Source organism: Microcoleus sp. Pol7_B2 (assembly GCF_036701035.1).
GTDB lineage: Bacteria > Cyanobacteriota > Cyanobacteriia > Cyanobacteriales > Microcoleaceae > Microcoleus.
On record NZ_JAUBQB010000018.1, the window covers coordinates 34872 to 56776 of the forward strand.

The 21905-nt window shown below is 46.0% G+C and carries 18 protein-coding genes, 1 tRNA gene and 1 pseudogene; 10 read left to right on the forward strand and 10 right to left on the reverse strand.

Annotated elements, in window-relative coordinates; all coding sequences use genetic code 11:
* Window positions 1-341: 341 nt before the first annotated feature.
* Both QUA57_RS09865 and QUA57_RS09870 read left to right on the forward strand, forming a co-directional pair.
* Complete coding sequence (locus QUA57_RS09865) at window positions 342-1565, forward strand: transposase (RefSeq protein ID WP_333060588.1); 1224 nt, start codon at window positions 342-344, stop codon at window positions 1563-1565.
* A 40-nt stretch (window positions 1566-1605) separates the two neighbouring features.
* Complete coding sequence (locus tag QUA57_RS09870; protein ID WP_333060587.1) at window positions 1606-5262, forward strand: CHAT domain-containing protein; 3657 nt, start codon at window positions 1606-1608, stop codon at window positions 5260-5262.
* A 99-nt stretch (window positions 5263-5361) separates the two neighbouring features.
* Here QUA57_RS09870 and QUA57_RS09875 read toward each other — a convergent pair whose 3' ends face one another.
* Complete coding sequence (locus tag QUA57_RS09875) at window positions 5362-5796, reverse strand: CAAD domain-containing protein (RefSeq protein WP_333038016.1); 435 nt, start codon at window positions 5794-5796, stop codon at window positions 5362-5364.
* A gap of 402 nt (window positions 5797-6198) precedes the next feature.
* Window positions 6199-7641: pseudogene (gene gltX / locus QUA57_RS09880) on the reverse strand (glutamate--tRNA ligase); the annotation flags it as partial.
* A 50-nt stretch (window positions 7642-7691) separates the two neighbouring features.
* Here gltX and QUA57_RS09885 point away from each other — a divergent pair.
* The 3 genes from QUA57_RS09885 (at window position 7692) to QUA57_RS09895 (ending at window position 8794) form a co-directional block, all read left to right on the forward strand.
* The gene (locus QUA57_RS09885; RefSeq protein WP_333060586.1) at window positions 7692-7976 is read left to right on the forward strand and encodes a hypothetical protein; all 285 of its coding nucleotides are present in this window, start codon (window positions 7692-7694) and stop codon (window positions 7974-7976) included.
* Window positions 7977-7989: 13 nt separating this feature from the next.
* Window positions 7990-8487, forward strand: a complete 498-nt coding sequence (locus QUA57_RS09890) for a DUF393 domain-containing protein (RefSeq protein WP_333060585.1) — start codon at window positions 7990-7992, stop codon at window positions 8485-8487.
* A gap of 97 nt (window positions 8488-8584) precedes the next feature.
* Complete coding sequence (locus tag QUA57_RS09895) at window positions 8585-8794, forward strand: hypothetical protein (protein ID WP_333060584.1); 210 nt, start codon at window positions 8585-8587, stop codon at window positions 8792-8794.
* 58 nt (window positions 8795-8852) lie between these two features.
* Here QUA57_RS09895 and QUA57_RS09900 read toward each other — a convergent pair whose 3' ends face one another.
* From QUA57_RS09900 to QUA57_RS09915, 4 genes are all read right to left on the reverse strand, one after another.
* A complete protein-coding gene (locus QUA57_RS09900; protein ID WP_333060583.1) occupies window positions 8853-9515 on the reverse strand; it encodes a Uma2 family endonuclease in 663 nt (220 codons plus the stop codon).
* Between the two features lie 78 nt (window positions 9516-9593).
* Window positions 9594-9667, reverse strand: a tRNA-Asp gene (locus QUA57_RS09905).
* Window positions 9668-9723: 56 nt separating this feature from the next.
* Window positions 9724-10806: an esterase-like activity of phytase family protein gene (locus QUA57_RS09910; RefSeq protein WP_333060582.1), complete on the reverse strand. Its 1083-nt coding sequence runs from the start codon at window positions 10804-10806 to the stop codon at window positions 9724-9726.
* Between the two features lie 130 nt (window positions 10807-10936).
* Window positions 10937-12697, reverse strand: a complete 1761-nt coding sequence (locus QUA57_RS09915; RefSeq protein WP_333060581.1) for a TM0106 family RecB-like putative nuclease — start codon at window positions 12695-12697, stop codon at window positions 10937-10939.
* Between the two features lie 95 nt (window positions 12698-12792).
* On the opposite strand from QUA57_RS09915, the gene QUA57_RS09920 reads away from it, so the two are divergent.
* Entirely contained in the window at window positions 12793-14067 is a 1275-nt protein-coding gene (locus QUA57_RS09920; protein WP_333060580.1) for an aminotransferase class V-fold PLP-dependent enzyme, read from the forward strand.
* On the opposite strand, the gene QUA57_RS09925 is transcribed toward QUA57_RS09920, so the two are convergent.
* From QUA57_RS09925 to QUA57_RS09940, 4 genes are all read right to left on the reverse strand, one after another.
* Window positions 14015-14218, reverse strand: a complete 204-nt coding sequence (locus QUA57_RS09925) for a hypothetical protein (RefSeq protein ID WP_333060579.1) — start codon at window positions 14216-14218, stop codon at window positions 14015-14017. The genes QUA57_RS09920 and QUA57_RS09925 overlap by 53 nt on opposite strands.
* 12 nt (window positions 14219-14230) lie before the next feature.
* The gene (locus QUA57_RS09930) at window positions 14231-14791 is read right to left on the reverse strand and encodes a hypothetical protein (protein WP_333060578.1); all 561 of its coding nucleotides are present in this window, start codon (window positions 14789-14791) and stop codon (window positions 14231-14233) included.
* A 9-nt stretch (window positions 14792-14800) separates the two neighbouring features.
* Entirely contained in the window at window positions 14801-16183 is a 1383-nt protein-coding gene (locus tag QUA57_RS09935; protein WP_333060577.1) for an AAA family ATPase, read from the reverse strand.
* Window positions 16184-16299: 116 nt separating this feature from the next.
* Window positions 16300-17544 carry a ferrochelatase gene (locus tag QUA57_RS09940; RefSeq protein ID WP_333060576.1) on the reverse strand — a complete coding sequence of 415 codons (1245 nt, stop codon included), beginning with the start codon at window positions 17542-17544 and terminating at the stop codon, window positions 16300-16302.
* 579 nt (window positions 17545-18123) lie between these two features.
* Here QUA57_RS09940 and QUA57_RS09945 point away from each other — a divergent pair.
* The 4 genes from QUA57_RS09945 to QUA57_RS09960 all read left to right on the forward strand — a co-directional run bounded on the left by QUA57_RS09945 (window position 18124) and on the right by QUA57_RS09960 (window position 21795).
* Complete coding sequence (locus QUA57_RS09945) at window positions 18124-18708, forward strand: hypothetical protein (protein WP_333060575.1); 585 nt, start codon at window positions 18124-18126, stop codon at window positions 18706-18708.
* Window positions 18701-19426, forward strand: a complete 726-nt coding sequence (locus tag QUA57_RS09950) for a DUF3120 domain-containing protein (RefSeq protein ID WP_190662774.1) — start codon at window positions 18701-18703, stop codon at window positions 19424-19426. Before QUA57_RS09945 ends, QUA57_RS09950 begins: the two co-directional genes overlap by 8 nt.
* Window positions 19427-19620: 194 nt before the next feature.
* Window positions 19621-20469, forward strand: coding sequence for an alpha/beta hydrolase (locus QUA57_RS09955; protein ID WP_333060574.1), 849 nt, complete (start codon window positions 19621-19623; stop codon window positions 20467-20469).
* A gap of 108 nt (window positions 20470-20577) precedes the next feature.
* Window positions 20578-21795, forward strand: a complete 1218-nt coding sequence (locus tag QUA57_RS09960) for a pentapeptide repeat-containing protein (protein ID WP_333060573.1) — start codon at window positions 20578-20580, stop codon at window positions 21793-21795.
* Window positions 21796-21905: the final 110 nt, after the last annotated feature.

Genomic DNA, 21905 nt, shown 5'->3' on the forward strand with positions numbered 1-21905 from the left:
ACTGTCTGTGAAACCCGCCCCGAAAGACTGACGGTGTTTTGAACTGCGATTTTACTAAAGAGCAGCGCGCAAAATTATACTATTAGCCATTGCAGGTGCTAGTTTCGCTATGTGAGTGTCTGTTGGGTGTGAATCGTGATTTAACTATTTCGCGCCCTTCCAACTCAACTGAGTACCGTTATAGTGGGAAGGGCGGGCGACGACGATTGCATCCTCAAGTAATTTTGGGGAGCTCTTTCAAGAGAGAAAATATGTAATCCTCGTCACAAAATTTTTTTGTAATGCTTTGCTCATCAACTGTATATTGTGAGAGAATAGAAGAATCAAGGAGGTGATGTTGATTGCTACACAAGGCTATCCAAGTTCGTTTCTATCCTACCCAAAATCAACAAATACAAGTAGCTTCAACTTTTGGGGGTGCGCGTTGGTGGTCTAATTATGGTCAAAATCAATCAATTGAAGTATATAAAAAAACTGGAAAAAAAATTGCCTACTCCGGTCTCAACACACTTTTACCTGTCATCAAAAAATCCGATGAAAGTGTAGGATTAGGTCAGTATTACAGCCAATTTGGGCAAGTTAATACGCTCAAATTAACGGCTGCATACAAAAATTTTTTTGATGAAGTGGCTGGGTTTTATAAGTTCCCATCTCAAGCTAAAAAACTGTTAGTTCAGCATCCTAAAAAAGTCAATTTTGTGTGTAATATAATTTACAGTTATAGAAGAAAAACTAAAACAAAAATAAAGAGATATAGATTAAGTGAGGGTAAAAGTCCCAATTCAATTATTAGTAAGAAATATTCAGGAAAATATCTGGCATCTATACTGAGTGAAATCAAGAAGGCTGAGAACCAGACAACAAAAGAAGGTAGGATTGCTGGCGATTTAGGAGTGAAATACTTTGCTATTGTCCCCGATAATGAAAAAGTATCTATATATGACAATGCCAAGCATTTTGCCAAGCAGGAGAAGAACTTGAAGCGCCAGCAGCAAAAGTTTACAAACCAGCATAAAAGTAATTCTGAACACAAATATAGAAAAGCTGTGGCAAAGGTATGCGAGCGGTTTAGGAATTTGTGGCAATATTTTCTACATAAACTTAGTTATAAGTTGGTCAGCGCTCGCCTCGCGCTCATAGTAGAAAACTTTCATTTCTGGGACATGATTCGCAATCAAAATTTGGCGAAAGCAAGATCGGATGAGGTTTTGGGAAGTTTTACCAACTTCTTAGCCTACAAGTGGGAACGCAAAGAGGGGAACTTAGTCGAGATTGATACAGGGGTTTCCACTTCCAAACTCTGTTCTAATTGTTTCCATCAAATGGCCGAGATGCCCTTAGATATGAGGGAAGGGACTTGTCCTCACTGTGCTACCGATCGCGCTCGCGAGAAGAAAGCAGGGATAAATATGAAAGCAGAAGGTATCAAAATACTAAAGGCGCAAGAAGGTTCAGCCATTTCGGCTTTAGGATGCGAGGTAAGACCAAAGGTTAGACGAAAGTCTCAGCTAAGGCACTCGCCTATGAGTACAGAAGCCCCTACTATATTCGGTACTACGATTTAGCGGTGGGTAGTTCACTTGGTTGCACGGAAGCAGCGCTCCTATGATTAATAGTTTGGCGGAATGCACGATGGACGAACAGCGTCGCAAAACTGATGTTAATATGCTCCAAGCGCTGCTGGAAAATCCTGGGGACTCAGGAATAGATTTGATTTTGAGGACGAACCCAAAGTCGATCGACTTTGGGTTCGTGCAAACGCTTTATTTGGAAGAAGTGGCACTGACGCGAGAAAGCTTGCTGAAAGCTGCAAAATTTTTCCAAAGGGCGATCGCACCCTTAGAATCTGCAAAAGGGAGTTATAAATTGCCCGCAACCGGGGCAGCCTATCTGGCTTTTTTAGCAGAAGTATTGCAGGCAGTCGCGCGCGGGCCTGATTCGCAGCACCTGTACTCGCTGCTGAGAAACAATTTAGACAAACTCGACCAGAATTTCGCACAACTGCTGCGCCACTGGGCCACTTTGGTGATCCCTGCTGCCAAAGAATCGGAGACTAGGCGCATTGCAGCGTTAATCGGCAATCTGAGCAACAAAATTGGGCGGTTTCCCCTCGGCAGCAAAGCTCACAACTTGGAAATCGAAATTGCCGGTTACGAAACAGTTGCCAAGGTGTTTACCCGCAAAGACTTTCCCCAAGAATGGGCGGTGATGCAAAACAATCTGGGCAACGCTTATAGCGATCGTCCCAAAGGTGATAAGGCTCAAAATATCGAACAGGCGATCGCTTGCTTTGAAAATGCCCTACAAGTACGCACGCCCGAACATTACCCGGAACAGTGGGCGACGCTGCAAAACAATCTAGGCAACGCTTACAGCGAGCGTCTCAGGGGAGATCCGGCAGACAATCTAGAACACGCGATCGCCTGCTATCAAAACGCGCTGCGAGTTCGCACCCGCGAAACTTTCGGGGAAGAGTGGGCGAGCACTCAAAACAATCTCGGCCGTGCTTACAGCCGGCGGCTGCGGGGCAACCGAGCTGAAAATCTGGAACTGGCAGTCGCTTGCTACCACAATGCTTTGCAAGTCTACAACCGCAAGGTGTTTCCCCGGCGCTGGGCTACAACTCAAAATAATTTGGCAAATGCTTACTGCGAGTTGCTGCGGGGCAACCGAGCTGAAAATCTCGAATACGCGGTTACGTGCTATCAGAGAGCTTTGCAGGTGCGGACTCGGGAAGCTTTTCCGCAGCAGTGGGCGACTACTCAAAGGAATTTGGGCCGGGTGTTTGTCGATCGCATCAAAGGCGATCCGGTGGAAAATTTGGAAATGGCGATCGCCTGCTATCAAAATGCTTTACAAGTCTACACCCGCATCAAATTTCCCGAAGCCTGGGCTTCGATCCAAACTTACCTAGGTAGGATCTACAGTCGGCGGGTGAAAGGGGAAAAAGCCGAAAATATGGAAATGGCGATCGTCTGCTATCAAAATGCTTTGCTGTTTTGCAACCGCCAAAAATCTCCCGAACGCTGGGCAATGCTCTGTGCCTACCTCGGTCGCGCTTTCTGCGAACACGTGAAAGGGGAAAAAAACCGCAACCTCAAAAGCGCGATCGCCTGCTATCAAAATGCGGCCGAAGTCTACACCAAGCAGGCATATCCCAACCGCTGGGCAATGCTGCAAATTTATCTGGGCAGGGCTTATTCGCAACTGACGCAGGCCGAAGACTTGTCCCACATGGAAAGCGCGATCGGCTGCTATCACAGCGCCTGTCAAGTCTACACTCGCGAAACCTATCCCCACCGCTGGGCTGAAATTTTATTTTATTTGGGTCAAGCTTACCGAGTTCGAGGCGACTTGCTTCGCGCCTACGGGGTTTTTACTGCTGCTGTCGATACTGTTGAATTCTTGCGTTGCGAAGTTGGGGCTGATACAGTCGATTTTGGCGATCAGACGACTACCGCAAAAGTCAAATTAACCCGCACCTGGGCTGGACTCTATAAATGCCTGGTGCAAGTTTGCTTGGAACTCGGCGCCAGCCAACCTGAATATTACGCTAAGGCTCTGGAATACGCCGAACGCCACAAAAATCGGAATTTGGTACAACTGCTGGTTAAATGCCACTTGACTCCGAAAGCCGAAATTCCTGCAGCGGTGCGAAGCGAGTTGGAGTCCCTGCAACTGGAAATAGCGGGGGAACAGCGGCACCAAGAACAGGGAGAACCTGAGCCGAACACGACCTTGATTTCTGAGGCCGATAGCCAAGGTTTGAACAGCGGTTCTCTGCTGCCGAACTCGGACTTCATGCACTTAAATCAATTGTGGAAGCAGTTGGATAGGTTGATTGCGCGGGAGGTGCAGGCAAACGATCCTTTCTTCAGCCTAGCTCACAAAGTTGAACCGATCGCTTTCGAGCAAATTCGCCAATTGTTGCCTGATGACAATTGCGCTGTTGTGGCGTGGGCGAGTTTGGGGGAGTTGCTGGTTGCTTTTGTGGTGGTAAAGAGTGCACAATATCCCGCCGTTCACCTGTGTTCGGCGGAAAATGCTTTGGCTGCCGAAAGTTGGGGCCAGGAGTACCTCACCGCTTATTCTGAACAAAAAGGTCGCTGGATCAATCATCTCCCGGCTCGCCTCAAACGCTTGGCTACGATGCTGGAAATCGATCGAGTGGTGGCGCTGATTCCGGAGAATTGCGATCGGCTGATTTTTGTGCCGCACCGATTTTTGCACGCTTTGCCACTCCACGCTTTGCCTTTGGCGGGGAGAGACGGGTTTGAGGACGGTGGGGGAATTTTTAGGTCTGGGTGGAGCGATCGCAGCGGTTTTGATGTGGAAACCTACAGCCTTTCGGATTTTTCTCAAAGTTCGTCTTTTGGCGACGTTGCAGCGCCTGCTGCTTATTTGATCGATCGATTTGCCGGAGGAATTCGCTATGCTCCTAGCTGTCAGCTATTGCTGTTGAGACAAAATGCACACGGAGCGGCTATTGGTCGGTACAGACCCGGTTTGCAGCAGCTTTTGGCAATTCCAACTTTCACCAGAGATGCGTTCTACAGCAACATTGAAATCGGCAATATTTCCCAGTATTTTGCGAGTACAGAAGTTATGCGCCATAAGCCTGCAATTAAAGAGGCTTTTTCCCAAGAAATGTCTGCTAATAATGGGAGTTTGCCCCAGCAAAGAGGGCAGTTGCAGCAGAAAAAATGCGCTCATTTTGCTTGTTTGAGTTTGCTTAATTTGGCTTGGCCACTGAAATCCGCAGTGTTTTTGAGGAATGATTCTCTGAGTTTGGAGGAAATTTTTAATCTGGATTTTCGGCAATATTTTTTAGTTACTTTATCGGGTTGCGAAATTGCCGCTGGCGGAGTTAGCGGTGCTGGAGGAGATTTTGTGGGTTTGTCGGCGGGTTTGTTGTATGCTGGCACGTCTAGTGTGGTTAGCAGTCTGTGGAAGGTGAACGATGTTTCTACGCTGCTGCTGACGAGCAAGTTTTATGAAAATCTGGGACGGTTTTCTCGGTTGCAGGTGGGAGATGTGGCGATGGCACTGGCGGACGCTCAAAGGTGGCTGCGGGATTTGACTAGCGAGGAATTGGAGGTGTTGCTGGCGGATTTTCAACCTCAAATTTCGCAAATGTTCGATCGGCTTTCTCAAAGTTCTCGCCTGATTGCGGAGGCTTCTTTGCAGCAAATTCGCAACCGCAAACCCTATCCTTTTGCCAATCCTTATTATTGGGCGGCTTTTACTGCGGCTGGGGTTTAGTGATTAGTTATTAGTGATTAGTCATTTAAAAACCCGAAACTGACAACTTATTTAAAATTGTCAGTTTCGGGTAAAAATTCAACAAATTACAGCAAAAGTTTAGGATTTTTTGCCGAAAATTTGTTCTTTCAAGGCTTGAATTTCTTGACCTAATTGTTGCCTGTTGGACGATCGCAGCAAATAGCGGTAGATAAACCACCCGGTATATCCGATACCAATTAGCTCGAATGTGGGTGCTAGCAGGGGGATGTCGTTGAGTTCGTCTATTACGCCCAAAAGCACTTTCAAAGAGACAATCGAGGCTACAATTACACCGATAACAGTCAGGGGACTTTTGTACTGCTCGTAAAAGCTGCCAATGTAAGCGGGAAACTCAGACAAAATTGAGATAATTTGTTCTTTGATCTGCTGGGTCTGACTTGGCGGTTCTTCGGTAATTATGACTTTTGTTGTACCGCTTGAACTGTCTGCTTCATTTCCGGCAGGAACTTCGGTGATGATAACGGTTGTTTCTGGTTCGTTTGATGAAGTCATTTCTCCACTCGCAATAGTTTTTTGCTGGTTGGCGGCAGGTATTTCAACTGCTGCTGCGACTGTTTCAAGAGCCGGTATTTCGACTGCTGCAACCTCCCCGTCGGTTGGTTCAAGAGCCGACACTTCGCCTGTTTCTGAAGTCGGTATTTCGACTGCTGTAACTTCCACTGCTTGTTCGACAGTCGGCGTTTCGACTGTTTCGATCGCAAGTTTTTCTACTTCTGAAACCTCTGCTGCTGATGGTTCAACAACCGGGGTTTCGACTGTTTCAAGAGTCGGTGTTTCGACTTTTGAAACCTCCACTGCTGACTGTTCTGTAGCAGAACTTTCGGCGACTGTTTCTGCGTGTGGTTGTTCTGGGGTAGGAGTTTCGTCCGCGACACCAACAGCAGGCCCATTCAAGTTGCTAATGGCATCAAGCAAACGGGTTTTAGCCGTTCCTCGCTGGTGAAGGATTACCCAAGATTCTATCAGGTCGGGGCCGTGCATTGCACCTGTCAGAGCGGCTCTGAGCGATCGCATAATTAGCCCTTTGTTAAGATTTTTCTCTTTACTGAGCTTTTTAGTGATTTTCTGAGCTTCCGCTGATGTCAGGGACGAATGACTTTCCATAGCTTCTACAACTGCTTGTAAAGCCTGTGCAGCCCCTGTTTGCTGCAATTGTGCGAGTGCTTCTTCTTCGTATTCCACCGTGGTGGAGAAGAATACCTTACACATATCCACAGCATCGGTTAAGCGAACGAGACTCGGGCCGATTAAAGCAGCTATTTGTTCGAGCCAGGGACGGTCTGCCTCCAAGTCAAACTCATAACCGCCTTTCTGCCACCAATAAGGTATCAGCAAATCTGTCAATTGCGGCACTGGCATTTTGTGCAGGTATTGACTGTTTAGCCAATTGAGTTTATCCCAGTCAAATTTTGCACCGGCTTTGTTGACTCGATAGAATGTAAATAATTCTGCTGCTTCAGACAGTGTAAATATTTCCTGCGTTGAATCCGGCGGAGTCCAACCGAGCAAAGTCATGTAATTGACTAAAGCTTCGGGCAGGTAGCCCATATCTTTGAAGTCAGAAATCGAGGTTACGCCGTCGCGTTTAGAAAGCTTTTGCCCTTGGGAGTTTAAAATCAGCGGCGTGTGGCCAAATTCTGGGATTGTCGCGCCCAAAGCTTCGTAGAGCAATATTTGTTTGGGAGTATTGCCGATGTGATCTTCGCCGCGGATGACGTGGGTGATGCCCATGTCGATGTCATCGACAACTACTGCGAGGTTGTAGAGGGGTTGGCCGATAACGCCGCCGCTGGATGCACGGGCAATTACCATATCGCCGCCGAGGTCGCTACCTTTCCAGGTTACGGTGTCGCGCACCATGTCGTTCCAAGAAATTGTGCGATCGTCGTCGATGATAAACCGAATCACAGCTTGTCGCCCTTCGCCTTCAAAAGCTGCGCGCTCTTTGCTTGTCAAGTTGCGGTGTCGGTTGTCGTAGCGGGGGGCTTGTTTGTTGGCTTTTTGTGCTTCCCGCATTTCGTCGAGTTCTTCCGACGTGGTGTAGCAGCGGTAGGCGAGTCCATTATCTAGAAGGGTTTGGACTGCTCGGCGGTATATTTCCAGACGCTGTGACTGAAAACTCGGGCCTTCGTCCCACTCCATACCCAGCCAGGTGAGTCCTTCGAGGATGTTATCGGTGTATTCGCTTTTAGAACGTTCTACGTCTGTGTCTTCTACCCGCAGGATGAATTTTCCGCCTTGGTTGCGGGCAAACAGCCAGTTAAATACGGCGGTTCTGGCGGTACCGATGTGTAGGTTTCCGGTGGGACTGGGCGCTAGACGGACTCTGACATTCATGTAGATTTTTGCTTTTAGATTGGGCGATTTACGGGTTGGGGGAATAGCTGATGTTTAAGACTTCAAATTTTATTATATTTTGTTGCCGAATTAACAGTTGTGCTTGGCAGGTGCTTTGCCTCGAATTGCTTGATATTCGACTATCGGGCGATCGGGTGAAACTCTCCGGCATGGCAGGAGAGGGCATCTTGATGATAATAGCTTGCGGGTGGTCAAGACTGGATTCACCTTTGGGACTATTTTTCACACCACAAATAACTGCTTTAGGAGTACCCAAGGCGCACCTGATAACTATTTATCCTTGTAAAATGTTTGTGTGCGATCGACGACATTAAAATATATTTCCCTATGTCTGCTGCTAAAACTGAGTTTTCCGAATCTGTTGCGCCCTCACCCGACTCTGTTGCGCCTGCTTGGCAAATTGAGTTACTGTACGACGGTGAATGTCCTCTGTGCCTGCGGGAGGTTAATTTCTTGAAAAAACAGGACGCGGGGCGAGGTTTAGTGTCGTTTGTGGATATCGCGGATGATGGCTACAACCCGGATGCCCACGGCGGAATCGACTACGAAACGGCGATGGGGCGGATTCACGCGGTGTTACCCGACGGTACGACGGTTAAAAATGTAGAGGTTTTTCGCCGCACCTACGAGATTTTAGGTATGGGCTGGGTTTATGCTGTGACTAAGTTACCAGCGATCGGGGCGATCGCCAATTGGCTGTACGGAATTTGGGCTGACTGGCGGCTGAAGCTGACGGGAAGGCCGGATTTAGCAACAATTATGAGCGATCGAACTCAGTGGATCGAGTGCGAAAGTCAGGGCCGCTGCCGGCCAAACTCGAAATGAGTCATATTTAGTAAGTGCGATCGGCCTATCAGAAGATGTCAACAGAAACAGACTGCAACTAAGCTTAAAGATGGACTACTATTAAAGGTCAAAAAAAATGCAAGATGCAGGCTATACAGTCTTCATGGGCTTCGGTGGTTTCTGGATACTCATGGGAATTGCTGCTGTGATTTTCCTGTTAAAATCGGACGGTCAAAAACTTAGGTTTGGCAAATGGGGATTGCTAGTTGCTATTCCTATTCTCGTCCCCATCGTTCTAGTTCTGACCTATCAGATAGCCCGACCGTTTATTATTCCACACCTTTGAGCGCTGCTGGGAGTCGATCGTCCGTGGGAGAAAGGAATTAGTTAAATTAAGTTTAGTATTATTGCTCATTTTCGGGCGATCGCAACTGGTGCCTCACCCATACTCGCAAAGCCTCAATTATAGTAGTATCATCCTCCGTCTCGGCCATCTGCAAAAATTGATTGATTATTCCTGAAGAAACAATCGGAAAAGCGCCACTGTATTCACAGCTTGCATATTCTCCGTTCTGAAGTTGAAAAAATTGTACAGTCTCTCCCACATATCTCCAAATTTCAGGAACTCCTAAGTTTTTGTAGATAGTAAAGCGATTAGTAGATGGACTGGTGAGATCGACTTCGATGATTAAATCAGGTGGCGGGTCGATTGACAGGTGAATTTTTCGGCCACGAATGCTATCGACATTTTGGATATAAAAACATGAATCTGGTTCTGCACCTTGTTTTAAATCTTCACGGTTGAGAGTCGTCGAACCAAATCCCTTGCGTTTCAATTTTAATTCGTCACTTAAAGTAGTCACAAACTGTTTCAACAAACAATTAACAGTTTCATGCAAATCTGATGGCATGATAATTTCTAATACTTCTTGAGAATACGAAAAACGCGAGGATCTCTTGTCTCCCGCTTCTGCTAATAAGGTTTGGTAAGTCTGCCAACTGATATTAGATAATACCACCCGCTGTGTAGTTTTTTCTGGGGAGGGGTTAATGAGCGTAACGGTCATATTTCGCTCCTCCTTACTCAATTAATAAAATACCAAAAGCTTAAACTTTGTATTTTAAACTTTCTATTTACGAGAGAACGGGACAGACGGGGCTCGAACCCGCAACTTCCGCCGTGACAGGGCGGTGCTCTAACCAATTGAACTACTGTCCCTCGTTTTGCCGTTTTTTCAGGCACAATTTCTATTATGCTTATCACTTGACCTTTTGTCAAGAGGTTTTTTGAACTTTTATTTGGAAGCCCAAAATTTGAGTCTCTTGCAGGGGACTGAAGTTGTTGTCGCTCACCAAAATCAGACCTCTGCTAGCATCCGCCAGAGCGGGGCCAAATGTCAACCCCTCAATGTTGTCTAGGGGAATTTTCAGCGTTTCCAAATCCATCAGCAGGCGTTTTTGAGCGGGAGAAACCTCGCTGAGACGGCTTTTGAGGCTTTCGAGTCCTTCAATACGATCGCCCTTTTCCAGAGAAATCTCAAAAATTTTGATAGTTGTGCCAGTTTCCAGGGAGAAAGCACGCTCTAAACTCAGCAAGCGGTTATCGTCGATCGCCAACAAATCCACTAAACCGTTGCTAGTTAATTTTCCCACAGGATTCGCACCAGCCGGTAGCGGTTCGGTGATGTAGAGAAACGATGCTTCTGGATTGCCGCTCACCGCATCGTAGCGCAAAATCCGGCACGGACTCCCGGTTTCCAGGGAAGCTACGGCGCCATCTTGAACCAAGGCATTTTCGGTGGCGGTGAATAGGTATTTGCGATCGGGCGTTAAAGTTAAACTTTCAAATGATAGATTGTTGCGGATACCTTTAGTGCCTTTGTCGTCGGGCAAAAATAGGTCAGGAAGTGCCAGCGTTTTCAGGAGTTTACCATCGAGGGAGAACTCTTTGATAAAAGGATTTATTTGGCGATCGACATCTCCCTCAGAAGAAACAAACACGCTATTGCCAGTAAAAGCTATCCCTTCCGGATCTAAACTTAATTCAGGAAAACCTTTGCCGTTTTCATCTAATAAAGTAGTGACACCAGTAAAAGTAATTTGCTCTTTTTCCAGTTTCCCAGATTGCAAGTTAATGTTGAGAGTATAGAAGCGCGCCGGAGCTTTGCTGCTGCGGTCATCAGAAATGGCATAATAAACTTGTTTCTCGGCATCATAAGTAATGCCCGAAATTCCGCCAATTTCCGTCCCCTGAAACGGAGAACCTGTAGGAAATATTGCTCTGCCGATAAAATCTATTTTCGTAACAGCGAAAGATTGAGCTGATTGGTTTACCCAAATAGCAACAGTTGCTGCCATCAAAAAACAGACAATAAATATAGTTGCTTTTGCTAGCCTTCGCATTTTACCAATAAATACATTCTTACCTATCTTCCTCTTCCCTTTCTTCCTTCGCGCCGCGACGAAAGCGGTTCATTAAATCAGAAAATCACGGCTCATGATTTAGCAAAAAATTGGTCAACCAATCTTTAACCACATAAGTAGCACGACAGTCGTCCTCATTGTAGCGGACGATCGCCTCCAAGAGCGATCGATCGCCGGTTTTAAGCCAATCGTCGTACCAGCAGACGCACTGAGCACCATTAGCCTTAGCATCTCGCCAGTCAAAACCCAGCCAGCGGGCAATTGGTTTGAGTGCGTAACTTTCCACCGGCATAATTGCTTTCTGCGTCACTTGTTTGTGAATATCTACAAACCGTTTCAGCACGGGTTTCCACAAATAAGCTGGAGTATTGTAAAGTTTAGCCAGTCGCTTAAAAGTCTTGACTTCATAGTCGCAAAAGTGGAAAATCGGAGCAATGGGATAAGTCCACATTAATTCTAAAAATTGCTCCCAGATTGCACCTTCCTCTGCTGCTGATTCTGCTAAAAAACCGTGGAATTTTTCCGTATTGTTGCATCGGTCAACAACTAAGACTCCGTGGAGGTAATCTAAGTTTAACTCGGGTTCCGCTTCAACATCAAAGTAGAGTTCGATTGGGGCGATCGGCAAAAAGACAGATTGGGAATAGGGAATTGGTTTCTTGCGGAGAATTGGTGCAGGTATAGAAGATATGGCAGGTTTATTTTCTGTAGTGTTTACCAGAACAAGATTAACTGTTGCTAAAGTATTTTCGGCAATTTCTGGTATTATTATAAATTGATTAACTTCTGCCTCTTCCCCTCTTCCTTCCTCTTCGTCTTCCCTTCTTCCTTCTTCCTTCTTCCCTCTTCCTTCTTCCCGCAACAGCGGTTGATTTAGCAAGTGCGATTTAGCTTGCTGCACTACATCAAAGGCAACTCTGTCGGGGAATTCTGGATACTCAGCAAGCAGTTCGGAACTAGCATTAGCGAGAGCTTCTACATCAGTAATTTCGAGAGTTTTTAGTCTAGCATAGCGGCTGGCAGTAACTCCCGGCAATAACGAAAGATGTTTAATAGATTCGGCTTCGGCGTGACAGAGAGTATACCAACCGCAAAGATTGCACTTTTGCCGGGAAATGAACACCTCTGGTTTATCCCGATTTTCTATCATCTGAATGCAGTTGTCTAAAATCTCGAACATCTGAGGAGTTCGCTGGTCGAGATTCACCGCCCACAGCCCTTTTTTTCGCAGCATCAGCCACGCAGTATCGGGCATTGTTTCCTGTACGGAAGCTAAAACTTGGGCGTGAAAAGCTGCGATAATTTGATACTCTTGTTTTGGTCGCTTGCTAAGCCAAATATCCGCAGTAATATAACTCCAATCGCCAAATTTTGATTGTCCCGGCTGTTTGATTAATAAATGGGGGCGGCCGATCAGGGTAATGTTTGAAGAGAGAAGATTGGAGGATGAAAGATCAACGGGAGTTTCGGGGATTTCGCCAAATTCTGGGAAATATTGACCGTCAATTCCTACCAGAGAAGTTGTTGCGGCGTTGGTTTTGCCGAATTCGCCCTGGATCAGAACTCCTCGGTAAATGCGATCGACCCCTTGCTGCATTAAACTCAATGTAGCGGCCGCGCCGGCTTCCCAATCCCCTCTAGGATAATATGGTTGTTGGTAAGTCTCGTGTTCCAAAGCTTGCTGCTGGTATGCCGCGCTGTCGCGCATCAGTTTCAGCAAAAAGTCGCTGGGGGGATCTAGTTGTTTCCAGTCTCCGCAGGTGTCTAAAAATGCTCGGAGATGGCATCGCTGATAGGAAAGTAGCAGTTTGTCAGTTATTAACATTTAGTATTCGCAAGGCATAGAGTATCAGGCCAAAGGTATAAAATTCACAGCATTAGTTATTCAATATTAACGCTATCAATAATTCCCCAAAAAAAATGACAAAGGACAATCACCGGCAACAATTCCCAGCTTTGGCCAATAAAGCTTATTTTAACTACGGCGGACAAGGGCCGCTGCCTGAGCCTGCTTTAGAGGCGATTTATGAGGCTTACAAACGGGTGCAGCTTGGAGGGCCGTTTTCGGGGGAGGTGGGGGCTTGGGTGGTTCAGGAGGCGATGCTGACGCGACGTGCGATCGCATCTGAGTTGGCTGTCCCTCCTGAAACGATCGCCCTGACTGAAGATGTCACCGTCGGCTGCAATATTGCGCTGTGGGGCATTGACTGGAAAGCAGGCGACCATTTGCTGCTTTCTGATTGCGAACACCCCGGCATTGTAGCTAGTGTAATGGAACTTCAGCGCCGTTTCAACATTGAGGTTTCGGTTTGTCCGTTGGCGGCAACTTTGAATGAAGGCGATCCGGTGGCGGTGATTGCTGATAGTTTGCGGCCAAATACTCGCTTGTTGGTTATCAGTCACATTTTGTGGAATACTGGCCAAGTTTTGCCTCTGGCTGAGATTGTGAAAGTGTGTCATGAACCCCCCCTAATCCCCCCTTGGCAAGGGGGGGGACAAGAGGAGTTTTCCCTGATTCAAGGGGATGTATCAGAAAATTTTTCCCTGATTCAAGGGGGGGGACAAGAGGAATTGGCTGCCAAAAATCACAAAGTTAGAGTGTTAGTTGATGCCGCTCAATCTGTGGGGGTTTTGCCTTTAAATTTGATTGAATCTGGGGTTGATTTTTATGCTTTTACTGGTCACAAATGGTGGTGCGGCCCGGAAGGTTTGGGGGGGCTTTATGTGAGTGCTGAAGCTTTGGCAGATTTGCATCCGGTGTTTATCGGTTGGCGGGGAATTGTGACGGATGCTAATGCTAAAGTCCTTGGGTGGAAGTCTGGATCGCAGCGCTATGAAATTGCGACTTCGGCTTATCCTTTGTATGGGGGTTTGCGGAGTGCGATCGCCCTGCAACATGAATGGGGTACGATCGAGGAAAGGTATGCGGAAATTTGCCGTTTGAGTAAGTATCTCTGGGAGCGTTTGTCGGAACTTCCCGATGTGGAATGTTTGCGGAAATCGGCGCCGGAAGCTGGTTTGGTTTCGTTTCGATTAACTAATGGGATGCCGCACAAAAAGCTTGTCGATTTGTTGGAAAAACAGGGAATTATGGTAAGGACTATTCTTAATCCTGATTGTGTGCGGGCTTGTGTTCACTATTTTACAACTGAGGCGGAGATTGATAAGTTGGTTGAGGCGATCGCCATAGCGTAGGGTGCGGCGCGTGCGAAAAACCCCATTTCTGGGCTGCAACTACTACTGTTTGCACCCGCAACCGAGTGGCGCGCAAAACGGGTACGAGTTCGCCGCTAGCGCCGCCCACATAGGTGATTTCAGGGAAAGCACGATCGTCATTCTGTTTCATGGAAAATTCGTATTAATTAACGGTTAAAAAATCGGATACCAGGGGAATTTTTGCTTTGCCGATTCCACATTTTAAAGTAGTCAAAAAAGTTAAGTTTTTAGGTTTCTTTGTCTTCCTGTATTCAACGATCGCCTTGGCAGTTTTCAAGGAATCAATCTTCTTATCAAAACTAGGCTGTTGAGCTTTGATGCGCTCTAGTGCTTCCTGGATTTCTTGCTCGGAAGCGACAAGGATATTAGTTGCTGCTGTTGGCTGAGCAATCACCAGCCCAGCTTCTATTTGTACCTGTGCCAGCATTAACTCATCAACAATGATGCACCAGACGAAATCCTTTTTAGCTAAACGGGCTCCATCTAATATCTGAGTATTAAAAACAGATTGGTAGTTGTCTTCATCTAAGGGCTTAACTATAATGGGCAAAATGTTTTTTTCAGCTTTACTCAACTGCTCTGCTATGGCTTCGATCTGTTTAGCAGCTACATTTGACTTACCCTGAATAAACTTACATGGTAATTGCAAAACTTGTCCTAGTGGAATGTCAGCCGAGAACTCTTCTTCTTGAAAAGGTGCCATAATTACCTGCTAGTTATCGATAAAATTGTGCTTAAGAAATACTTCTTGGGCGAGGTTTTTGTATAGTTTGGTAATGGGGGATTTGTGCCAGCAAATTACTGGTCGTTGTTGAAATTCTGCAACTTTAGTCTGAGCGTAACTTTTTAACTCAGTTTTGTATGGCTTTCCAGTGAAGTTTAGTTGTGTGATTGTATCGTTGATGTGATTCTGGAGGATGCTGCCCTTTTCAGCAGGACAATTGCTGAACACTAAACCAAGGTTCCAGGGAGCAACAGGCAATTCCCCCTTCTGAACCCTAGCATTTCTCCATCTAGGAATGGCCTTGTCAACTACTGCTGCATGATGCAGTGATTTTTTGTCAAAATCCACAGGGATTAAAACAGTGTCGCAAGAAGCTAGCATCGCCAATGTCAAGATATCTGCTGTAGGGGAAGCGTCAATGAATATGTAGTCGTAGTCATCACTCAGCAGGTTAATAATTGTCTTGACGAATGACCTTTTGAGCGAGTCGGGAAAGTTGGTGCTATCTCGAAAATCTTTTAACTCGTCCGTCTCTCCCGGCAAAACTGACAAGGAAAAAGGCTTGCTGTCAGTGGTAGGGAATTTGCGGAGTTGGATGGCACTGCTCAAAATATCTTTGGCGATTTTGTCCTCTTTAAATTGAATTTTCTCACTGCAATCCTTCAAGTAGTTCTTAACTAGAATTTTGGCTTTCAGCCCTCTGGTTAAATCAGTTTGCGGGTCTAAGTCAATCAGCAAAACCTTCTTGCCTTCTGTCGCGAGTGCTGCGCCTAGATTGATGGTATTAGTTGTCTTTGCTACGCCTCCTTTCTGATTCCAAATGGCTGTTACCAAAGCCCGCTGAGGAGTCAAGCAATACTCTAATTGACGCAAAAGCTTAGGAAAAATTGCTGCTGTCACTTTTAGCACGGGAGTTAAAGGGAAAACCAGCCCTTCAACTCGCCGCCAAACTTGAAAGAAGTCACCATTAAATACCCATCCGTAAGCAGCTAGATAGTCAAGCGGTACTTTTGTATTGTCGAGGTACTGCTTAATTCCATTGTTACCTGTACTATTATAGCCTACCGCATCTTTATACAACTTTTGCTGCTGGCAAAAATCGGAAAACCCTTGCTCTTGAGCGTCATAAAATAAGCTACTACGCTTTTTAATCTCAACAACTATTCTAGGTGGCTTGTCTAATTCGTCATATATTAAGTAATCGGGTTTTAATCCTGTTCCAGAACCTAAACTTCCAGTCGCTATCTGCTCGAACTTAAGACCTATAACCTCCCATATCAGAGGAATTAAGTGTGCTTTCAGATCGGCTTCTGAGTAGTTACTTGGTAGAGATTTCCAGCGCTCTATTAACTTACTGATACTGGTTCCCATTTTTACCCCAACAAGATTGTGGCTATCATTGTTAAGTTTTACAGTACCATAAATAAGCAAAAAAATCGCCCCTTCTCTAAAAGAGCCAAGGGCGATCGACTGTTTAACTCAACTAATTAATGACTGTGCCCGTGCCCGTGAGAATGGCCGTGCCCGCCATGAGAATGACCGTGTTCCCCATGAGAATGCCCGTGCCCGTGAGAATGACCGTGATCGCCATGAGAATGGCCGTGTTCCCCGTGAGAATGCGCGTGCTCGCGGTGTGTGGAAGCCAAACTCGGATTAACAGCAACCGCAGTCTCACTCAACAACGCTTCAATCTGGGGATTTGCCCACTCTGCCGCCATTTTCAGAAACTCTGGATGGTCATTTACGCAAGGTAATTTGCGGTAAGTAACTCCTTGACGCTGTTTCTGCAAAGACTCAATAATGTGGTCAACATCTAACAATGTTTCGTGATTTTCTGTCGCAAATCCGATCGGCATAAAGACGATCGCAGTTGCACCCAAATCAATCAAATTCTTCGCAGCCAACGTCGCATCCGGCTGTGTCCATTCAATCAGCGGCGTGTCGTGATTCAGCCAGCCCACCGAAATCAAAGGATAGCGATACATCAAACGTTCCCGCACGCGATCGTACAAAGCTTGACTTTCCACAATTCCCGAAGTAAAGCCCTTCGCCTTGTGCGGACAACCGTGATTCATCAGCACAATCCCAATCTGAGAAGGCAAATGCGCTACAGCTAAATCGTTCTTAATTTCCTCTTCAACCAAACGCGCCATCAAATCGATGTAAGCAGGTTCATCGTAAAAAGAAGGAATGTAGCGCTGTCCTTTTACCCAATGTTCCTTACCATCAAAGGTTTGTGCTAAAGCTTTATTCACCTGTTCGACTGCAATGCCGCTGGTGAAAACAGAATCAACAACCAACAGCGGATAAATCAGAATTTTGTCAAATCCTTCTTCTTTAATTTGAGGGATTACTTGTTCCGGCAAAAACGGCGCGCAAAAGTTAAAAGCTTTGAACACTTTTACTTTATCGCCCCATTTCTCCTGTAAATTCTTTTCTATCCCGGCGCGCTGCTGTTCAAAAATTGCATTGTGCGGCGAAACAAATTGACCGTGTTGGTGACTCCACTCGTGCAAGTCAAAGATTGCTAAAATCTTCGCCAGCGGCGGATAAATCCAAAGCGGTACTGGCGCAAACTTTGCCGTAAGCAAATTTAAAGCTTGTTCGTTGTAGTTGGCAAAATCGTCGTAGCTTTCGACTTCGCCGTAACCCATCAGCAATACAGCAACCCGATCGTTACTTGCGGGTGCTGCAGATGTTTTGGACTCAATTTTTTCTGGAGAAGCAACCACTTTGTATTCCTCAATTTTATTTATTCTAAGAGATCCGGGCAGGATGAAGGGTGAATCGGAGATTTTTCATTGTTTGCGATCGCACGACTGACGTGCGCGGGGCTGATTCCCGGTTTCTTGGCCCATACTTCCCGGTCAAACCTCTTATTTATCCTAGAAACCGGATTGATGAGCATCAGTCCTAAGTCGGTTTTTTGACCCTGACCCGAAATTTGTAGGGCAGCTAAGCTGGCAGGCCTCTAATTTTCACAATGCTGTTTCTTTAAGCTTTTGTGGGGTCGGCTTCGACGCCGCCAAAAAGGTTAAATCTAAATACAGAACTGCTTAAAACTAGAATCAGGCTTTGCTAAGCTTGACAGAGAATGGGGCAGGGGGGGATAAGTTTTATGTTTTCTTAAGACTGCCTCACCTTGCCTCAGATTAAAGCTGTTTGGAGCGTTCCCAGCTTTGAATTTGGGGGGATACTCTTCAAACTTGACTCTATTATAAGTTTAACACCCTATCCCCAGGGGTAGTATATGATATAGTAGGCATATGATAAAGTTATGTTGCGAAGTATATTAACTTTCTTGACGAACTATGAGACTGGTAATTTGCCCCGGAGTCCACGAACCAAAGCTAACCGACTGTTTCCTGGCGGGAATTTCGGGGCTTTGGGGACTGGCAGCCGATCGCCAAAACCAGCAAATAGTCGATCGTGTCAAGATTTTTCCCGCTCATAAATATCCGCCTTTTTCAGCTCTTGACATATTCCACTTTTTGTGCAGTGAAGAGTTAGGAGGAGAAAGCCTAGTATTTGTCAGCTTTTCGGCAGGAGTAGCCGGGGCGATCGGGGCGGCTTGGATGTGGCAGCAACTCGGCGGCAAAGTCGGGGCTTTTTTTGCCTTAGACGGTTGGGGAGTACCCCTGGGGGGCAATTTTCCCATCCACCGAATCAGCCACGATCGCTTTACGCACTGGAGTTCGGCAATTCTCGGTGGCGGTGGAGAAAGCTTTTATGCAGATCCGCCGATCGAACATTTGGATTTATGGCGAGCTCCTCAAACGGCAAAAGGCTGGCACGTCAGCCAAACCGCCGCCGGCATCGAGACTGTCGCACCCACAACCGCAGCAAAATTTTTAGTCCACCTATTGAAACAATACGGAGTCCAATCAGTTGTTTAATCTTAATTTAGTATCCTCTGCGATCGCACCTATTGCCACCATCGCCCGCCTCGACAATTCTGTCACTTCAGGCACAACCAACACCATCAAACAGTGGTTGATATTTAGTGCCTCAGCATTTTTAGTCTCAATTCCAGTCTTCGTGCAAGCACCCTTAGTGCGCTTATATCCAACTATCAGTTTGCTGTCAACTATCCCCTGGTTCGTTCTGAGTTTAATTCTAATTTTTCGCCCCAAAACCCAACTTTGGGGAGATTTATTATTAGGATTTGCCGGATGTTGGCTCGCAGGTTCTATCTATTGGGGCTGGTTTAGATGGGAACCAATTTTACATCTACCTATAGAATCAATTGGCTTGCCTTTTGCTATTTGGTGCTTGGGCAAATCTTGGGGAAAAGTGGGCGGCTATTTTTATTTAGGTTCGCTCTTGGGCACTGCGATTACTGATTTATATTTTTATTTAACTGGTTTGATGCCCTACTGGCGCCAAGTGATGCACGCGGAACCGGAATTAGCAATGCCGATTTTTCAAAGTGCGATCGGTCAAATTGAAACTCCTTGGGGCATAGGCTGTGCTCTAGTTTTAATCGCTGTGCTGCTAACAGTCGGTTTGCTGAGTTTGCGCGATCGAGAACTGCACTGGCGCGCTTTCAGCGGCGCTGTGTTAAGCACGCTTTTGGTAGATGGTTTATTTTGGCTGGCTGCTTCTGCTGCTTAAGATTTATGATTGGTTCCTATGTTGGTAATTTTTTACCGCCGATGTTGGCGGATTGACGCAGATTAACTCAAATTTTTTGATAGATGTAGTCTTGAGATTCCTGACTTCTTTAAGAAGTCGGGAATTTTGGTATTTAGTGAACAATTATGAGTTAAAATCTAAAATCTAAAATCTCAGAATCCCAAGTCAATATCATGTCTTTCATTTCAATTCGCGGTGTAGAACATTATTACGAGTGGATAACGGCAGATAACACGGTTCAACCTAGCGGGAAACCAGTGATGGTATTTCTGCACGGCTGGGCGGGTTCAGCGCGCTACTGGGAAAGCACGGCCCGGGCTATTGCTGATGATTTTGATTGTTTGCTCTACGATATGAGAGGTTTTGGTCGATCGCCCTTGCCAAAAGAGCCTCCTGAGTCCAGCTACGAACTCGAAACCTACGCCCGGGACTTAGCTGAATTATTAGAAGCTTTGAATTTAAGCCGCGTCTTTCTCAATGCTCACTCCACAGGGGCTTCAATTGCTACTTTATTTCTCAACCTTTACCCCGAAAAAGTAGAAAAAGCAATTCTCACTTGCAGCGGTATTTTTGAATACGACGAAAAATCTTTTACAACTTTTCACAAATTCGGTGGCTATGTGGTAAAATTTAGACCCTCTTGGCTGGCATCCATCCCGTTTGCCGATCGGCTATTTATGGCCCGGTTTTTGCGCCGTTCCCTGCCCACAGAGGTCAGTCTGGCGTTTCTCAAGGATTTTTTAATGGCAGACGAGCAAGCTGCTATAGGTACAATGGTGACGGCCGTCAGCAAAAGAGCCGCCGAGGAAATGCCCCAAGAATTTGCGCGGCTGAGTGTTCCCACACTGCTTGTGGCCGGAGAATTCGACCAAATTATCCCCGCCGTCATGGGAGAGCAAGCAGCCTCTCTCAGCAAAAAAGTAGAATTTGTTATAATTCCGAATACGGCTCACTTTCCGATGCTGGAGGATGCCGCAACATACTTGCAGCGAATTCGAGAATTTTTGCCAGCAGCGGCTTAGCTGAGTTATTGTTCATCTAATGTACGATCGGACACGCAAGCTTTGAGAACGGCTTTTGCTCCGATCTTAATTTTTAATTCCTAATTTCTTAAAGCGAAAGGTGGTACAATGAACGACCTCGACCAATACTATAAAGTGCTGGGACTGTTGCCGGGAGCTTCCAGAGAAGAAATTAGCCAAGCCTACAAGGATTTAGCGTTCATTTGGCACCCCGATCGCATCCCCAAAGACAATCCCAGACTACTACAGAAAGCTGAAGAAAAGATTAAGGAAATTAATCAAGCTCGCGAAAAATTGCGATCGATTCAACCAAGAGGTCAGAATCAGAACGTTCAGCAAAAACATACTCAGCACAAACACACCCAGTACCAAAACACCCAGCACAAATACACCCAGCACCAAAACACCCAGCAACAAAACGCTCAGTACAGAAACACTCAGCAACAAACTACCCAGCAACAAAACGCTCAGTACAGAAACACTCAGCAACAAAATACCCAGCAACAAAATACTCAGTACAAAAACACTCAGCAACAAAATACCCAGCAACAAACTACCCAGCAACAAAATACTCAGTACAGAAACACTCAGCAACAAAATACCCAGCAACAAACTACCCAGCAACAAACTACCCAGCAACCCAATACTCAGTACCAAAACAATCAGCAACCCAATACTCAGTACCAAAACAATCAGCAACCCAATACTCAGTACCAAAACAATCAGTACCAAAACACTCAGTACAGAAATACTCAGTATCCAAACACCCAGCACCAAAACACCCAGCCACCACCGGTCAACCCTAAAGAACCCCGCTACTCTTCTGAACCCTCTTCAGGAAAATATCCTGGAAATTATCCGGGAAGCTATGGGGGAAACCCTGCAGGGCCGTATTCCGAGGCGTCCCGCTACCAATCGCAGCCGCCGCCATCTCAGTCTTACCGCCAAGCTGGGCCACAAGCTCCCGATTTAAGCGGTTCCAACTTCAAAGGAGCTTCCTTAAAAGAAAAGGATTTTTCAGGAAGAAACTTGAGCAATGCAAACCTGAGTGAAGCCGACTTAAGTGATGCTTTTCTACACAACGTCAATCTCACAGGCGCGAATTTGCACCAAGCAAACTTGTTCAGGGCTAATTTGTTAGGAGCTTGTTTGATCAATGCCAACTTGAGAGAAAGCAACTTAATCGGAGCCGATTTGAGCGGTGCTGACTTGAGCGGTGCTGATTTAACAGGAGCGAAAATCGGTTACGGCGATCGAGTTATGGTCAAACTTACGCGGACTACATTAACAGGTACAATTTTACCGGACGGTACTGTTCATAGCTAAATTATTTAGTTTTTAGTGTGTGGTTGTAGACGCGGGTTTTACCCGCAATATTTGCTGCAACTCCAAATACAAAAAAAATCCGCCCTTTGCGAATTTGGGATAAAAACTTA

Coding starts and splice junctions, on each gene's coding strand:
- QUA57_RS09935 (WP_333060577.1), bottom strand. CDS start 16,183: ATGGGAACCAGTATCAGTAAGTTAATAGAGCGCTGGAAATCTCTACCA.
- QUA57_RS09930 (WP_333060578.1), bottom strand. CDS start 14,791: ATGGCACCTTTTCAAGAAGAAGAGTTCTCGGCTGACATTCCACTAGGA.
- QUA57_RS09945 (WP_333060575.1), top strand. CDS start 18,124: ATGAGACTGGTAATTTGCCCCGGAGTCCACGAACCAAAGCTAACCGAC.
- QUA57_RS09925 (WP_333060579.1), bottom strand. CDS start 14,218: ATGAAACAGAATGACGATCGTGCTTTCCCTGAAATCACCTATGTGGGC.
- QUA57_RS09890 (WP_333060585.1), top strand. CDS start 7,990: ATGTCTGCTGCTAAAACTGAGTTTTCCGAATCTGTTGCGCCCTCACCC.
- QUA57_RS09900 (WP_333060583.1), bottom strand. CDS start 9,515: ATGACCGTTACGCTCATTAACCCCTCCCCAGAAAAAACTACACAGCGG.
- QUA57_RS09960 (WP_333060573.1), top strand. CDS start 20,578: ATGAACGACCTCGACCAATACTATAAAGTGCTGGGACTGTTGCCGGGA.
- QUA57_RS09870 (WP_333060587.1), top strand. CDS start 1,606: ATGATTAATAGTTTGGCGGAATGCACGATGGACGAACAGCGTCGCAAA.
- QUA57_RS09885 (WP_333060586.1), top strand. CDS start 7,692: ATGTTTAAGACTTCAAATTTTATTATATTTTGTTGCCGAATTAACAGT.
- QUA57_RS09920 (WP_333060580.1), top strand. CDS start 12,793: ATGACAAAGGACAATCACCGGCAACAATTCCCAGCTTTGGCCAATAAA.
- QUA57_RS09895 (WP_333060584.1), top strand. CDS start 8,585: ATGCAAGATGCAGGCTATACAGTCTTCATGGGCTTCGGTGGTTTCTGG.
- QUA57_RS09910 (WP_333060582.1), bottom strand. CDS start 10,806: ATGGCAGCAACTGTTGCTATTTGGGTAAACCAATCAGCTCAATCTTTC.
- QUA57_RS09875 (WP_333038016.1), bottom strand. CDS start 5,796: ATGACTTCATCAAACGAACCAGAAACAACCGTTATCATCACCGAAGTT.
- QUA57_RS09955 (WP_333060574.1), top strand. CDS start 19,621: ATGTCTTTCATTTCAATTCGCGGTGTAGAACATTATTACGAGTGGATA.
- QUA57_RS09915 (WP_333060581.1), bottom strand. CDS start 12,697: ATGTTAATAACTGACAAACTGCTACTTTCCTATCAGCGATGCCATCTC.